Annotated in this window: 10 protein-coding genes; 7 read left to right on the top strand and 3 right to left on the bottom strand. The window is 36.2% G+C overall.

Going from position 1 to position 15,813, the window contains the following annotated elements; translation table 11 throughout:
- Positions 1-136: 136 nt before the first annotated feature.
- The 4 genes from HMPREF9444_RS05750 (at position 137) to HMPREF9444_RS05735 (ending at position 4,744) form a co-directional block, all read left to right on the top strand.
- Positions 137-1,027 (top strand): LysR substrate-binding domain-containing protein, encoded by an 891-nt coding sequence (locus HMPREF9444_RS05750; protein WP_009143456.1) that lies wholly within the window; start codon positions 137-139, stop codon positions 1,025-1,027.
- Between the two features lie 112 nt (positions 1,028-1,139).
- On the top strand, positions 1,140-2,216 hold the full coding sequence (locus tag HMPREF9444_RS05745) for a YeiH family protein (RefSeq protein WP_009143455.1): 1,077 nt from the start codon (positions 1,140-1,142) through the stop codon (positions 2,214-2,216).
- 170 nt (positions 2,217-2,386) lie between these two features.
- Positions 2,387-2,953 (top strand): manganese efflux pump MntP, encoded by a 567-nt coding sequence (locus HMPREF9444_RS05740; protein WP_009143453.1) that lies wholly within the window; start codon positions 2,387-2,389, stop codon positions 2,951-2,953.
- A gap of 96 nt (positions 2,954-3,049) precedes the next feature.
- Positions 3,050-4,744: a SulP family inorganic anion transporter gene (locus tag HMPREF9444_RS05735; protein WP_009143452.1), complete on the top strand. Its 1,695-nt coding sequence runs from the start codon at positions 3,050-3,052 to the stop codon at positions 4,742-4,744.
- A gap of 44 nt (positions 4,745-4,788) precedes the next feature.
- Here the strand turns inward: HMPREF9444_RS05735 and HMPREF9444_RS05730 are convergent, their stop codons facing one another.
- Complete coding sequence (locus tag HMPREF9444_RS05730) at positions 4,789-5,421, bottom strand: YigZ family protein (protein ID WP_009143451.1); 633 nt, start codon at positions 5,419-5,421, stop codon at positions 4,789-4,791.
- Between the two features lie 19 nt (positions 5,422-5,440).
- Positions 5,441-5,839 (bottom strand): hypothetical protein, encoded by a 399-nt coding sequence (locus tag HMPREF9444_RS05725; RefSeq protein ID WP_148514383.1) that lies wholly within the window; start codon positions 5,837-5,839, stop codon positions 5,441-5,443.
- A 159-nt stretch (positions 5,840-5,998) separates the two neighbouring features.
- Between HMPREF9444_RS05725 and HMPREF9444_RS05720 the strand changes: the two genes are divergently transcribed.
- Positions 5,999-9,217 (top strand): tellurite resistance TerB C-terminal domain-containing protein, encoded by a 3,219-nt coding sequence (locus HMPREF9444_RS05720; protein WP_009143449.1) that lies wholly within the window; start codon positions 5,999-6,001, stop codon positions 9,215-9,217.
- Positions 9,218-9,236: 19 nt separating this feature from the next.
- On the opposite strand, the gene xseA is transcribed toward HMPREF9444_RS05720, so the two are convergent.
- Entirely contained in the window at positions 9,237-10,706 is a 1,470-nt protein-coding gene (gene xseA, locus HMPREF9444_RS05715) for an exodeoxyribonuclease VII large subunit (protein WP_009143448.1), read from the bottom strand.
- Positions 10,707-11,390: 684 nt separating this feature from the next.
- Here xseA and HMPREF9444_RS05710 point away from each other — a divergent pair.
- Complete coding sequence (locus tag HMPREF9444_RS05710; RefSeq protein ID WP_009143447.1) at positions 11,391-12,035, top strand: TetR family transcriptional regulator; 645 nt, start codon at positions 11,391-11,393, stop codon at positions 12,033-12,035.
- Positions 12,036-13,245: 1,210 nt separating this feature from the next.
- A complete protein-coding gene (locus tag HMPREF9444_RS05705) occupies positions 13,246-15,567 on the top strand; it encodes an autotransporter outer membrane beta-barrel domain-containing protein (protein ID WP_009143446.1) in 2,322 nt (773 codons plus the stop codon).
- Positions 15,568-15,813: the final 246 nt, after the last annotated feature.

Here is a 15,813-nt window from a genome sequence, read left to right as displayed (position 1 = left end):
TAAAGGACGGGGTTTTAACCGCTGATCTTTTTTGATAAACCCAAAATATCACGATTTTAATAACATTTTGTAATTATAGGTTATTGTAAATTAATGCAATGTTACAATAATCTATGTGTTGTCAGTGAAAATAATTATGTCTGATTTTCGATTAAAAGTTTTTGAATGTGTAGCTAAAAATCATAGTTTCACTAAAGCCGCTCAGGAATTATGCATATCTCAGCCTGCCGTTACCAAACACATCAGAGTTCTTGAAGATGAATATAAAGTAAAACTTTTTGACCGCACCGGCAGTAAAATCAGTCTAACTAAAGCAGGAATCCTCCTGTTTGAACATGCTGAACTTATTCTTTCTCAATACAACCGGCTTGAATACGCCCTGCATAAAATCAGCAATGAGCATGTCGGATCTTTAAAACTCGGTGCCAGCACAACTATAGCGCAATATGTTATTCCTAAATACCTAGCAAAATTTAACGAGCTGTTTCCCAAAATTGAGCTATCTCTTATCAATGACAATTCCCGTAACATAGAATCAGATCTAAAAACCAACATTATCGATTTAGGTTTAGTGGAAGGAGTAATAAAAGATCCTGACTTAAATTACCAAAGCTTCACCGATGATGAACTTGTCGTAATCACAAGATATAAAAATGAAAACATAAATAAGGAAATTACTTTAAATGAATTTATAAAATTGCCGCTTGTCTTGCGTGAATACGGCTCTGGAACTCTTGATGTAATAGAAAAAGAGCTGAATCTAAAAAAAGTAAAACTAAGCGACCTTAATATTAAGATGCACTTGGGCAGTACGGAGGCTATTAAAAGATTTATTCTAGACAGCAATTGTCTGGGTATAGTATCAATTGCTGCTATTGAACAAGAGCTATACGATAAAAGCCTGCGTATTATTGACATTGATTCTATAAATTTTAAGCGTCAATTTTGCTTTGTCAGTATGAAGGGGCGCATTTCCGATCCGGCTCAAGAGTTCATATCTTTTATTACAAACTGGAAGAGTTGTTAAGTTTTAATCTTATAACTAAAAGTTATCGTAAATAAAAAATTACAATTAGAGGTTTTTATCTTAAAAGTGTATTTTATCCGTATCTTAAATTTCACCTACGGATCTAATTAGAATGTTTGAAAAAGGAAATCGCGCCAACACCTCTCACGGTATTCTTTTAATCGCCCTTTTCTCATTTGCGGCGATGTACATTGCTGACACCCCTTTTATCAAAGGATTATCTTTAAGCCCGCTGATTGTCGGAATCATTCTCGGAATGATTTATGCCAACAGTCTGAGAAATAAACTGCCTGAGGCCTGGACTCCCGGCATAAAATTCTGTACCAAACAAATTCTGCGTACTGGCATTGTCCTATACGGCTTCCGTCTTACTTTAACAGATGTCGCTGCAGTAGGGATCCCGGCAGTGATAGTTGATCTTATTATTGTGGTAGGAACCATAATATTAGGTGTCATTTTGGGCCGCATTATCAAAATGGATCGTGAAACAGCTCTAATGACCTCAGTAGGAAGTTCAATTTGCGGAGCGGCAGCAGTTTTAGGAGCTGAACCGGTGGTTAAATGCGAAAGTCACAAAACAGCTGTAGCCGTTTCGACCGTGGTTATTTTCGGTACTATTTCAATGTTTCTGTACCCTATTTTGTATCGGGCCGGCATCCTTGACGGCATGACCGATCAAATGGTAGCCATATATACCGGAGCAACTTTACACGAAGTAGCCCACGTTGCCGGAGCCGGTAATGCTATGGATCCGACTGATGCTTTAGGCATAGCAGGAACTGCGACTATAACCAAAATGATTCGAGTAATGCTGCTTGCTCCTGTTCTTGTAGTTATGGCTTTAATTCTGGTACGTAAAAGACAAAAACAATCCGGTGTAAAAGAAGGAAAAACCAAAATTACCATACCTTGGTTTGCCTTCGGCTTTGTCGCCATAATTTTCGTTAACACTTTTTTACAGGGAATATTTGATGCTCCTACAGTCAAAGACATTCCGTTAAACTCAACTATCGAGTATATCGATACTTTCCTTCTGACCATGGCCATGACGGCTTTAGGTACAGATACCAGTATTGATAAGTTCAAGCAGTCAGGTTCAAAACCTTTTATGCTCGCAGCCTTACTTTATATTTGGTTGGTATGCGGCGGATATTTCATAACAAAAGGAATAATCTTAGCCTTCACATAATAAACAGAATCAATTGTATGATCGATGTTTGGCTGCAGATTGCCGCAATGCAATCTGCAGCTTTTTTACATAAGAAACGGTAAAATCGTTAAAAACGTATATTTGCCTTTTAACGACTGTTTTTTTACGCTAGAATTCCCTGGTTGTTTTTTCTAAAAAACTCTTAAAAAATGAATTTTATTGAAAGTTTTTTAACTGCAGTTGCCCTATCAACTGACGCATTTGCATGTTCCGTCATTTACGGAAAAATCACCGGAACAGAACGTTTTAAAAAGGCTTTTACCATCGGATTTACCTTCGGCATGTTTCAGTTTATTATGCCGATTATAGGGTTTGCCGCCGGAAGTTCAATACGTAATCTTATCGACACTTACGATCATTGGCTTGCGTTCATACTACTTGCGCTTGTCAGCCTAAAAATGCTCAAAGACGCTTTCTCTAAAGAGGAAAAAGAAAAAGAATCAAAATTAAATATTGTTACATTGGTATCTCTCGGTATCGCCACGTCGCTTGATGCTCTGGCCGTCGGACTTTCGGCAGGTCTTTTGCATGCTAATATTTTATTTACCGCAGGAATCATCGGCGTTGTCTGCTTCATCATTTCTGCAAGCGGTTTTTTAATCGGGCAAAAACTGGCGTCACTAAAACGTCTTGATAATGTTTTAAATATTTTTGCTGCCTTAGTACTTTTTGGTATAGGACTATCAATTTTATATGAACATGGAGTCTTCAATTAAAGATCAATCGATAGATTTTTGTTGAAAACAGTATAAGCAAATCGGTATAATCGACCATTTTTTACGCCCACATGGATATAAACTGGACATACCGATATGCAAAAGACTGAACGCCTGATCCCTTCTCTCTTTACCTGTCTGCAAGAAGGCTATGACTTAAAAACCCTGCGCCAAGATATTGTTGCCGGTCTTACCGTAGCTATCGTGGCCTTACCTCTTGCCATGGCTATGGCCGTAGCTTCAGGAGCGTCCCCTGATAAAGGTCTTGTAACAGCTGTAGTTGCCGGATTCTTCATTTCATTTTTAGGTGGAACCAGAGTTCAGATCGGCGGACCTACCGGAGCCTTTGTCGTTGTAATTTTTGACGTAATAGCAAGATACGGATTTGACGGACTAATTGTTGCATCAGTGATGGCTGGTATCCTTTTAATAGTTGCAGGATACGCAAGACTCGGAAAACTCATTAAATATATTCCGTATCCTGTTATCACCGGATTTACAACCGGTATCGCCGTCATCATTGCTTCGTCGCAGGTCAAAGATTTTTTAGGCCTTACCTTTACCGATGTTCCGGCTGAATTTATTGAAAAATGGATGGCCTATTTCAAGCACATCGATGAAACATCCGTTTACGCATTAGTTTTAGGATTGTTAGGTTTTGCAATAATTGCGATATCTAAGAAGGTAAGTACAAAAATTCCGGCATATTTAGTTTCTATCGTTGCAGTATCCATTATCGCCTTTTTATTCAATTTGCCTGTAGATACTATAGGGTCACGTTTTCCGCAAATGCCCGACGGGTTACCGATGCCGACCCTGCCCAGTCTTACTTTGGATGAGATCCGTAATTTAATTCCTTCTGCTTTTACCATAGCGTTTCTTGCCGGAATTGAAGCTTTGCTTTCTGCCGTTGTTGCAGACTCCATGACCGGATATAAGCACTCTTTAAATCAAGAGCTTATCGGTCAAGGCGTAGCCAATATTGCATCAGGATTTTTCGGAGGGCTTCCGGCAACAGGAGCAATTGCCCGTACGGCAACCAATATCAAATCCGGAGGAAAAACTCCCATATCCGGAATTTTTCATGCCCTATTTTTACTTATATTCCTCTATACCATCATGGATATCTTAGCCTACATACCCATGGCAGGACTTGCTGCAGTGCTTTTTATGGTGGCTTGGGGAATGAGCGATATTAAACATTTTGTACAGATTTCAAAAATATCTCCGTCAGACAGAACCATCTTATTTCTAACCTTTACCCTTACTGTCTTCGTCGACTTGACTGTTGCCATAGGCGTTGGTGTTACTTTTGCCTCTCTGCTATTTATGCGCCACATGTCAAAGTCTATTGAGATCAGACCCCACATGCGTTTATCCGAATACGACGCAAACGACGGGGAAAACTTTAAAGAGGTTGAAATTCCCGAAGGAGTCAATGTTTTTCAAATTAACGGCCCGCTGTTTTTCGGCGTTGCCAATGAGCTTTGCGATCGCCTGAAAGGTCTTGATATTCTGCCGCGCATTTTAATACTGCGCATGCGTTTTATGCCTTATTTAGATGCATCAGGCGAAGCATCAATCGAAGAAATTATAAAAATCTGTAAAGAGCACCACAGCTACATTATCTTCGCCGCCATGCGTCAACAGCCGCGAGACTTACTCAAAAAAGCCGGAATCACACCGGACACTACCGATGCGGCTTTCGTACAGGATTTTCCGACTGCAATAAAACTTGCCCAAAAACTTATGAATGATCCTGATTTTGTCAGACGTCATCAAGATATTTAGCAAATTTCAATTCAATCATATTAAAGGTCGCCTTTACGCGGCCTTTAATTTTTAACTTCAGCAAAATCCACTTGACCTTTTGTCATCTCAATGAGTTTTTGACGAAAATTCTCAACTTCTGACTGCGGCAGACGTACATGATAAAAAGCTTTATCTGCAAAATTTGAATCTATAATCTCTGCCCTGAAGTTAGGAAGAAGTCTTAAAAAAACAGTTATGTAGCGATGCTCAAAACAAGCTGTTATGAAAGCCGGAATCATTCTTACAGTCAAAGGCAAATCTTCTAAAGCAAGCTTAACGCTATCCTGATATGCTTTAACCAATCCTCCTGTACCCAAAAGAATTCCGCCGAAATAGCGCGTCACCACAACGCATAATTCGCCTACATCACTATGCAAAACAACGTTTAACATCGGACGTCCTGCAGTTCCGTGGGGCTCTCCGTCGTCAGAACATCCGCAAACTGCCGTAGATCCGGGTTTTCCTGCGTTATAAGCAAAGCAATTGTGACTTGCATCGGAAAATTCTCTGCACACATGATCAATAGCTGCTTTTGCCTCTTCTCCGGTAGAGACATGAAACACACTTGTAATAAAGCGGCTCTTTTTTACCGTTAACTCAGTACGGTGACAATCTAATCCGGCAAAAGCCGGAACGTTATATAAATCTTCTTTCATGTTAATACAGAATTAAGCTTTATCTATTTCTTATCACAAATTTTAAAGAATTAAGCTTTACAAAAGATACCTCTTCATATCCGGGAGTACCTTTTTTATCAACCGTATCGGCAAATTTAAAATCAGTTCTTACATAAAGCTTTTTTTGTTCTTCATCCTTTTTTATCGTTAAACCGCAATCATGAAAAACATATATATCATCAGCATTAACGATTTCATCAATTACAATTTTAGCTTCTTCTCCTGGAGCAAAAACATACCACCCTAACGTTAAATTTTTTCCGTCAGCAAGCGGTCCGTTTAAAGCCAACGAACAACTTTCAGGAGTATCGTTTTTAACCTCGATAACGACTTTTGCAAATGCTGACTGTAAAGAAAAGCACAAAATAAAAACAACTGATAAAAAGCTTTTAATCATAAAACCGGCAATAATTTTTTCACTTATGTTTAAAGCGACCAAACCAACTATGCAGAATAACAAAAATATCTATCAGACAACAGTTTTGACAGATGAAAATTAATTTTTTGAAAAAAGCACAGTATAATTAATTATTACACTATTTGGCTTTGGAAAGATATGGAAATACGGCGTACTTTAACTTATTACCTTACTCATCAAAACGACGTACTGCCGCATCTTTTTACTTTTGAAATAAAATCTTTACAAGCTCTTGCCTCGTCAAAAGGTCTTGTTCTTTTATCTCTTAAAGATCTTTGCAACAAATTGTATATAGAAGCAAAAACTTATAATAAAGAATTTTATGCCGATTTAATCAAACTATTAAGCTGCTATGATTTAGCCCCGATTCCCTTTTATATTCCTAATCCTATTGATGAAAACACTCAAATCTACATAGTTCAAAAACCAAATCTGTACAATGATAAAGATTGTACCGTCATCAAGGCATTAAAAGAGCAGAATCAAATAGCAAAACGAGATTTGCCCAAATTAAAATATGCTCTATATAAAATCCAGAATTACAATATTTTATTAAGAGTATTTGAAGCACTGCATACTATTTGCAAAGCGAAACTTAACGTCTACTTAAGAGCGCGGCTTGATAACATCATAAATGATATGCCTCTGCCTGCTGAAGGCGCTATTTTTATTCGCCGCTGTTTTACTTTTGCAGCTGAAATTGCTTCATATCCGTGTGAGTTTAATGACGAAAAATATTGTTTGAGTCAATTAAACCCCGAACAGCACAAGCAATTTATCAATATTATGGCTTTGCTTGCAGCAAGTCTTCCATATTACGCAAAAATAGATGAAAACTACCCTTTTCGCGAAGAGCTTAAAAATGCATATCTTAAATTAAAGCCTAATGCTCTTGAGCTTAAAACTTATGAAGAAATTAACAGCCAAATTCCGGAAAATGCAGGTTCCCGTAAAACTCGTTTTAAAATTTTTAATTTTACAAAATACTATTCCGATCTTAATTCAGACAAAAATGAAAATAATGTGGCAGAAAAGAAGACAAACTTAGCTTCTATTCATGATAAAAATGAACAGTCTTCTTTTACCAAAGGTATTGATGAGTTTTACCGTTTAAATCGCCAGATTATTTTAAATACCAAACAACTTTATAAAGAAAATAAAAATCCGGAACAAGCTTTAAATATTTGTACTTTAGAAGGAGGCTTTATAAATAAAGACAACTTAGCTTTATTTATAAAAAATAAAAATTTAGCCTCGCTTATTCCTAATCCGCACTTAATCTCCGCACTTTCCATTGGGAAAACCAATAAAATTTTGGCCCAGTCATCAAGTTTAAAAGACGTCGAACACTTTGATGCTTTGGTGTTTAACCCTTCACCGCATGACGATCAGTTTAAAATTCATGAGCTTTTAAATGACAAATTACAGCTTGAAAGCAATGATACGTTGTGTAATTACGCTTTAAATTTTTCTTCCTTCTATCTGCTAGTATTAAAACCTTTATTTTCAGGTTACAACAAAAAAGATTATCAAGATCTTGAAATCAACTTTTTGAACTCATTTAATCTTGAATTAAATGATGAATCTTCTTTATATTCGCAAAGCCTTGCTTTAAGTTATCTTTTCTTTAGATTTAATGCAGACAATAAAGATTATTTAAATGAAGACTTTGTTCTAAGCTTTATTTATTGTCCGGAACTTTTAAGCTTGCTATGTCATAAAATACTTAAAAGTTACGATAATAATTTTGACTCACTGCCTGATCATCTTAAAGATCTTTTTTACATTGCGCCGGCACTTAAATATTTAAGTAAAAATTTGCAATTATTTCATCCGGATTCTTACGTTGAGCTGGTAAAATTTTTATACAGATATTTAAAGCAAAATACACAAAATGGTACCTTTAAAGAAGCTCTTCAATACACATTAACCATAAGTATTAAAGACAATGATTATCTGTCTTTAAAGAACTCTTTGATTAAGCACGGCTTTTTACATCATGATTCTTTAACGGAAATCGGCAAAATTTTCGCTGATTTACTATTTAATGAAATTAAAGATAATAAAAAACTCATTTCATCCGTAAGCTCTCAATCAATAACAAGATTCTTTAAAAAACGTGAAAAACTTTTTGTTGATTTATTTAAAGATCCTAATAACAAAATTTGTACCGCAATACGCCGATTACTTATCAATGATGAGAGCTTTAACGATCTGAGTATTATTGCTAATTGGCTTAATTATGCTAAAACTCCGCATAAAGCGTTAATATTCGTATTTGCCAAAGAGCGCTACAACATAAAAGAACTTGAAGAACTTACTGAAAAGATTTTAATTAAAGGTAATTTTATTTGTTTTCCGGCTATTACTGATTACAGTAATAAAAACAGATTTATTTTCAGCACGCCATTTAATCATTCAACCAGCGTTTTAACCGTATTAAAGCCCAAACCCAATCGTTTTAATCCTCTGTTTATAGAAAAAATAAAATCTCTGCAGTGCGCTTACCATCTTATCTGCTGCGTAAATTTCAACCAAAGTGCTAATGAAGATATTGATAAGATACTGTCTTGCACAGACTTTGACTCTGTGCAGGAGCGCTCTTTGGCAAAAACATATTTAAAAACCTTTAAAAATTATTTAAAGCTGTACAATCCCAATCCTCAAATCGATCTTAAAGCTTTAAAAACCTTTTACAAAAATGACGCCAGTATTGTAAATTCTCCAGATTTTTACGAAATTTTATTACGTTATGCACAAAAAGAGCTGCTGCGCTACCGTTTTTCACCTTTCTTTACCCATAAATTACAGCTTATACTTGATGCAGTCAGAATCGATACAAAAACTGTTTTATCTTCAAATGAAAACAGCAAAGATAATAATGATTTCAATCACTTAAACAAAGCTATTATTGACTCAAAGCTTCAGGAAAGCGTTCAAGTACGTGAAGTAATAGGTCAAATCAAAGCTCAAAATGAAGAAAATATTGATAGCGAATTTTCACCTGAAGATGTATCTAGTACAGTTAACAAAAACGATAATATAGCAATTGAAAAAGACATTGCTGCCGTGACTGCGCCTTCTGAAATTAATGAAACAAACACCGATCAAATAGATAAAGCACTTTTACACCTTATTAAAGGAGTTCACAGTCAACAACGAGATCTTATGGATATCAAAGAATTTGAAGGCTTATGTTTAAGTTCCGGATTTATGTCTCTTGATGCAGCTGTGGAAATAGCCAATGAATACGGATATGACAATTTTGATGAACCGCTGTTTGAATTAGCTCCTGAAGAAAACTGCGTTTATATTACTGAAGATTTATTAACCAGAATTTGCTCTCGCTACACCTAAAAGAAGCAATGAAAAGACATCAGTCCTTTTCTATCCCGGTTACAACAGACAAAACTTGTCCGCCGGCAACAAGTGTTTTAAGTTCATCGTTTATTTTCAATGTATTAATATTTGCACAACTTCCTTTTTTATCTAAAGTTACAGAATAACCGCGCTTTAATACTAAAAGCGGATTTAACGAAATAAGCTTTTCTTTTAGTGTTTCAATCTTTTTATCCGCATCTATCATATCTTGATGAAATGGAGCTCTTTCCATTAATAACAATAAATTATCAATATGTTTTGCAGTTTTAGCAATATTATCATTTACTGTAAATTCAATTCTTTTCTCAAATTCGTTAACGGCAAGATCCAAAGAATTTAATTTAAATTTAGGATCATGAGCCTGCAGACGATGAAGAAAACTGTCATTTTGCGCTTTACAAAATGCAAGCTTATCAAAAATCAAACGTGCGAATTTTTCATTTAATGAATTCAAATAACTGCTTTTTAGATTAAGTAAAGATTCAGGACCAAAACTTTTTAATTTAATTTCCGCTTTTTCTAAAACAACCGTTAAATCATCTATCTTTTTATAAATAAGATCACCAAGCAATAAGGCATATGAATCCAAATCTTTTTGCATCATTTCAACAGTGTAAGAAGAAACGATATCTGCAGCTGCAGTCGGCGTCGGAGCTCTCATATCTGCTGCAAAATCAGACAAAGCAACATCCGGCTCATGACCTACAGCTGAGATTATAGGCATAGGAGAATTAATAATCGTACGTACTACAGTCTCATCAGAAAAAGGCATCAGATCTTCAAAAGATCCGCCTCCGCGGCCTACTATAAGAACATCACAGACATTATCACTAAATGCGGTATTTAAAGCATTAACAATTGTAGCCGGAGCCTCAGATCCCTGAACCTGACATGGATAAACAACTACCTCAATACCAGGATTTCTTTTGTTTAAAACCGTCAGCATATCATGAAGAACATGTCCTTCTTTTGAAGTGATTATGCCAACTTTATTAATCCATTTGGGAATGGGCCTTTTTATTGCCGCAAAAACACCTTCCTTATTTAATTTTTCTTTTAAGGCCAGCAATTCTTCCATAATTTTACCGGCACCGGCTACAAACATTTTGTCAACAATAAGCTTAAATTGTCCGGTTTTCAGGTAAATTGAACTTTTCCCTACTACAACAACCTTCATACCAATCTTAGGTATGAACGACAGTCGATTTAAAACACTTGCAAACATCAAACAATCGACTGCAGCTGTTTCGTCTTTCAATTTAAAATAAAGATGAGAGTATGTCTTTATTTCACTTATTTCACCGATAACTACTGCTTGACCGAAATTCTGAAGAGCGTTATTCGTCACGCTTACAAAGCGGCTTACGGACATCGCGGAAGCTTCAAGAGACGAAAAAGATATTGATGAAGATACCGATTTTGAAAAATTTTCCAGAGAATTATTAAGAAAGGCGTCCATAATCATCGGATTAACTTAGAATGCTTGAAGCATTAAGTATAATCTTTTTAAAGTTTTAGTCCAGAACTCCGACAGATTACAAAATACAACTTCAGAACAAATCATAATATGTGTTAAAGCTGCTATCACAAAAATAATTATTGTTAGATTACGAATGATCTTATATATAAAGATAAATCCCTACATTTTTAATCCGTTTCATCATTTATATCAACATTTGCCGTATATCAGCATTTTATGCACTTGAATATTACCCGCTGCTCTTTATTGCAGCCTTTACAACATACTGGTTTTAGGCTGCTATTTTCTATCTGTGTGTTTCATTTATTACTTAAAAATGACATTAATTTGAGTGTTTCTCTTTTATTACTACTCTAATCGTTTATCGTGCCCATGAAGTTCAATGACTACATGCTGTTTCTCAAATAATGAAGCCATCAACATAAAACACTCCCAAAGTTACGTAGTCTATAACTAATAGATTGATGCATAAGTAAAAACTATCTGCTTATTGATTGACTATTTAAAACTTTTTCATATTTATAAATATTAAGAACTTATTGAGACTCCAAAACCTTTTTGACAAATAAAAATTTTGTGTACATGCATAATATAAACATACATCAATGTATGTTATAATTTTTTCTGTAGCTAAAGCAATAATTTCGTTGTAAATCAAAAGGTCACATAATGACGAAGCGTTCACATGAGGAAGCATTGCAGACTAAAAAGCAAATTATGGATGCTGCTATAAGTTTGTTCACTATAAAAGGTTACGAAAAAACTAGTCTGTCTGATGTTGCGCGTGCTGCAGGTGTTACTCGCGGAGCAATTTATTGGCATTTTGAGAATAAAGGTGAGCTTTTAATTGAATTGCTGCAGTCCATTGCCAAGGATAAAAATTTAGTGGAGCCGCTGCTTGATGCTGCTAAAGAAAATGAATTCGATCCTTTAGGCTGTATTCGTAAGTGGCTTTATGCTCATGGCAGCAATGATGCCAATTTATTTTTCTCATCCGAGCTTGTAAAAATTGCTTCAAGTATCATGCATGAAATCGTCGGTGAAGAAGATCTGCGTTACAAAATGTATGAGTTGGTACGCAATTACGTGTATTATTTAAAAGAAGGAATAAAAAACGCTGTAAGACGCCGTCAGCTGCCTTCGGATGTCGATATAGAATTGGCAGCAGAAGCTATTAATTTGATGCTGTCCGGTTATGTGATGTCAGTTCGTCAAGATAAAGCTTATTGGACTTTAAACCGTTACTATCGTTTGGTCGATTCCTGCCTTATCTCTCTTGTCAGCATTAAGCGTGACAGCTCTCATTATTTGTAAAAGCTGACACACCTGCATTTATCAAATATATAAATGCAATAGCGACAGTTTTAGGCTTTTTTTTGATAATTCATTTAAATCTTTAAGGACAATGCCTAACAATAGAAAGAAACAAAGCTGTCTCACATAAAATTGCGAAAAACCATAACGAAATAATCTCATAACTTTATTAACTAACATGTATATACTGAATATTAAATTTAATCCGACAATGCTGCGTAAAATTTTAGACAAACTCATACAAAAGAATATGAGTATTTACACTGGTTTGACCAAAAGCTAGTTGCAGCTTAGGTACATCCCCACATTAATTTGTACTATTTACATTCGTGCTACAAAGAGACTCTCATAGCTGGATTTTTATGCCCAAAGAAATCAGTGAAAAGTACTAATGCAAAGCACCAAAAAACGCTCACGATAAACTTTACCTTTACAGCTCAGATCAAGACGTTAATTACGCAAAGTATGCTGCAGTCTTAAATTTTTACAGACATCATTAGCTGTTGTATACCGATCGCAAGACTTAATTCAACCTCATCGACTATGATGCGCTTCTACATCAAATTCCGCTTAGTAAAATTGAAGCAATTCCTAATACCAGACTATAGTTCCGTATCTTATTTTTTTGTAACTTATTGCTTAAGACAAAATCTCTGCATACTTTTATTACCAACATTGCGCACATAAAAGAAAATTTTTTAATTTTCATCCCAAATTTAGACCTAGCACGTGAATAAAAAAGCTGACAACAGATATAATCGTTAACAAATAAAAATTTTACTCATCTTGATAAACAACAGGCATAATTACGCTAACACTATAAGTTTTAACTTATCGCTGCTACCCGTATGATACACTTATTTTCATTTTGTACAATCATTTATATAAACCTTATCAACTCTGAGTATCTAACCTAAATTCAATCAGAATTAACATCAATTTTAAGTAGATTTATGCTTTTGCTGAGAAAGCTTTTACTTAAATTTTTATCACTAATAGCTTGAGCTATTAAACACTACGCCAACTCAGTTCTTTCATTAATAAAGTAAAAATTTTAAACCTCGAGCTTTTAACAGATTATTAATAGTACATTTTTTCTTTATAACAAGAATTACATATAAATAAAATACTTGACGGGGGTGATGCGATAAAGTGTCGGAAAATTATGCGTATGCATTAATTTACAAATAAACAAACGTATGAGGCAAAAATGAAAGCAAAATTATCAGTTATGGCTACAGCCATGGCTTTTACTTTATTTGGTACAGCTAATGCAGCTACTTGGATAGATGCACCTGAATCAGCTGAAAAATGGAGCGCTAGTGAACTGTCTCAACAAAACCAAGACAGTATTTATAGAGAGACGCTTACCGGAGATATCTCTTACACTTCAGATGCGTCAGGCTATGTACATGCCATATCACAGATTAGTGATTCAAATCTGATTTCCACTAATAATGGTAGATTATGGGTTACTTTAGATCGAGAAAAAGGAGCAGACCACGCTTCTGCTTTTGTTGTTGCCGGAGAAAATTCAACAGCGATAAATAACGGTTCAATTTATCTAAAAGGAGATCTTAATCAGGGAGCATCATTTACTCACGCTTTTTCTTTAGGAGCCCCGAACGTAACCGGAATTAACAACGGAACAATAGTCGCTGACGCTGCGGTTGCCTTTACCGTAAATTCCAACACTAACGGCAGCATAAACAACGCGACCATAACTAATAGTGCTTCCGGAGATATTTTAGCAATAAACGGAGGTATAGGTATTGAAGTTGATCATGACTCCTCCCAAGCCTCCATACAAAACGAAGGAAAAATTTCCGCACAAAATAACGGATACGGTATTTATATTTCAGGGCAATCCAAAAACAATCAAATAGAAAACACCGGAACTATCATAGTTGAAGATTCTTCATCTGTAGGTGTTTATTTCTTTAACACAACATTAAATCAGTTCACCAACTCAGGCACTATCATCGCTGAAGACGGATACGCTATTAAATTTGACGCAGCATCAGGACAAAGAACCAAAGATAACAGCGTTACTTTAGAAGGAAATTCCCACATAGAAGGAATAGTTCAGCTTACCTCCGGTACGACTTTAAACATTCAAAATTTAACCAATCATGAAATATTAGAGTTAAAGGTTGTAAATAATCAAAACTCCAATCAAAACGGAGCTTTAAGTCAAGCAAATATTGAAAACTCTCATATCACATTTAAACAAGTTGAAAACTCCGGCGAAGCTCTGAGATTTGACAAAGTCAACTTTAAAGGAGATTCTTATTTCGGAGTTGCTGAAGGATCCAGCGTAAAAATCAAAGGGGAAATTAAGGCAGAAGATGGTGCGGCAAATTTTGAAGCACGAGATCTTGGACAAATCGATATCAATACAGATCCCGGAAAAGCAACCGTAGCTGAAAATACAACTATTAATACTCACTATGTCGGCGGTACGGTATCAGACAAACTTGCCTCAGGAGAAATAACTTTATCTGACATTGCAAATGACAGCATTCAAGGTCAATTCAAGAATGATACAGATGAAATAGTCGGCGGACAAGTTGAGGTGGAGGCCGGATACATAGGAGATGAAATCCTTTTAAACTATGGAGCTGATTCTAGTGCCTCTGATTTTGACGTTGTAAAAGTTGTTGAAAATCAATTAACTCAATCTAACATTGCTTTAGCCAAATTAAATGCCATTGCATGGCGTAACGAGCTCAACACCTTAACCGACCGTATGTCAACTTTACGTACCGCCCCTGAATTTGCCGGCACCTGGGTACGCTATAAAGGCGGTGAATGGGACGGTGACGGCATCAACCAGCAATTCAATGGTGTTGAACTTGGTGTAGACAAAACCATCGGCCAAAACTTCCTTGTTGGTTTGTCAGCTTCCTATATCAACGGTGACGGCGATTTGGATAACGGCTCTGCCGATACCGACAACTATTCAGGTGCTGCTTACCTCTCTTACTTCAACAGCGGCTGGTTCGTTGACGTTATGGGTAAAATCGGCAAAATCGAAACCGATTTTGACTTAAGCTACAACGGTCTTAAAGACTCCGGTGATTACACCATGAGCGGCTACTTAGTCGGTGTTGAAACCGGCTATCGCTTTAACTTCAACAATTTCTTCGTAGAGCCGCAAGTCCAATTAACCTATTCATATTTAGGCGGCAAGGAGTTCAGCACTGACAATCGTACCATTGATTTCGAGACTATCGAAAGCATGATAGGACGTGTCGGCTTCATGTCTGGCTATGACTTCGGTGATATCGGCTCTGCGTACTTACGTGCCTCCTACTACCATGACTTTGAAGGCGACGTTGATATGAGAGTCGGACATAACGACCTTTTCGTCACCGAAAGCGATGAGCTTGACAGCGATTGGGGAGATATCGGTGTAGGCGCTAACGTCACCTTCGGCGGAGCAACTTTATTCTTTGACGTATCCCGTTCTTACGGCGGCGATATCGACATGGAGTGGAAAGCCAACGCCGGAGCCCGCTACAACTTCTAATCTCAATTACGGCGTTAAGTATGTATAAACTTAACGCCTCCAAGATTAAGGCCGCGCTTTCTCTATGACGTTTCACAGAAAGTTGCCTCTATGCGGCCTTATTTCTTTACCTTTCTCTATTGTAGATATGTATTTCTAGATAAATACATAAGCATCATAATATAACTTACTTGTCACTTAACCTGTAAGGTTGTCCGCAATCTGATATGAAATAACCGGTGTCAATACCACCGCAGATAATATTTT

Source organism: Succinatimonas hippei YIT 12066, assembly GCF_000188195.1.
Lineage (GTDB): Bacteria > Pseudomonadota > Gammaproteobacteria > Enterobacterales > Succinivibrionaceae > Succinatimonas > Succinatimonas hippei.
This window is presented reverse-complemented; position numbering and strand designations above follow the sequence as displayed.

Bases quoted from the DNA above. Each gene is read 5' to 3' on its own strand.
- HMPREF9444_RS05750 (WP_009143456.1), top strand. From the start codon at position 137: ATGTCTGATTTTCGATTAAAAGTTTTTGAATGTGTAGCTAAAAATCAT.
- HMPREF9444_RS05745 (WP_009143455.1), top strand. From the start codon at position 1,140: ATGTTTGAAAAAGGAAATCGCGCCAACACCTCTCACGGTATTCTTTTA.
- HMPREF9444_RS05740 (WP_009143453.1), top strand. From the start codon at position 2,387: ATGAATTTTATTGAAAGTTTTTTAACTGCAGTTGCCCTATCAACTGAC.
- HMPREF9444_RS05735 (WP_009143452.1), top strand. From the start codon at position 3,050: ATGCAAAAGACTGAACGCCTGATCCCTTCTCTCTTTACCTGTCTGCAA.
- HMPREF9444_RS05730 (WP_009143451.1), bottom strand. From the start codon at position 5,421: ATGAAAGAAGATTTATATAACGTTCCGGCTTTTGCCGGATTAGATTGT.
- HMPREF9444_RS05725 (WP_148514383.1), bottom strand. From the start codon at position 5,839: ATGATTAAAAGCTTTTTATCAGTTGTTTTTATTTTGTGCTTTTCTTTA.
- HMPREF9444_RS05720 (WP_009143449.1), top strand. From the start codon at position 5,999: ATGGAAATACGGCGTACTTTAACTTATTACCTTACTCATCAAAACGAC.
- xseA (WP_009143448.1), bottom strand. From the start codon at position 10,706: ATGATTATGGACGCCTTTCTTAATAATTCTCTGGAAAATTTTTCAAAA.
- HMPREF9444_RS05710 (WP_009143447.1), top strand. From the start codon at position 11,391: ATGACGAAGCGTTCACATGAGGAAGCATTGCAGACTAAAAAGCAAATT.
- HMPREF9444_RS05705 (WP_009143446.1), top strand. From the start codon at position 13,246: ATGAAAGCAAAATTATCAGTTATGGCTACAGCCATGGCTTTTACTTTA.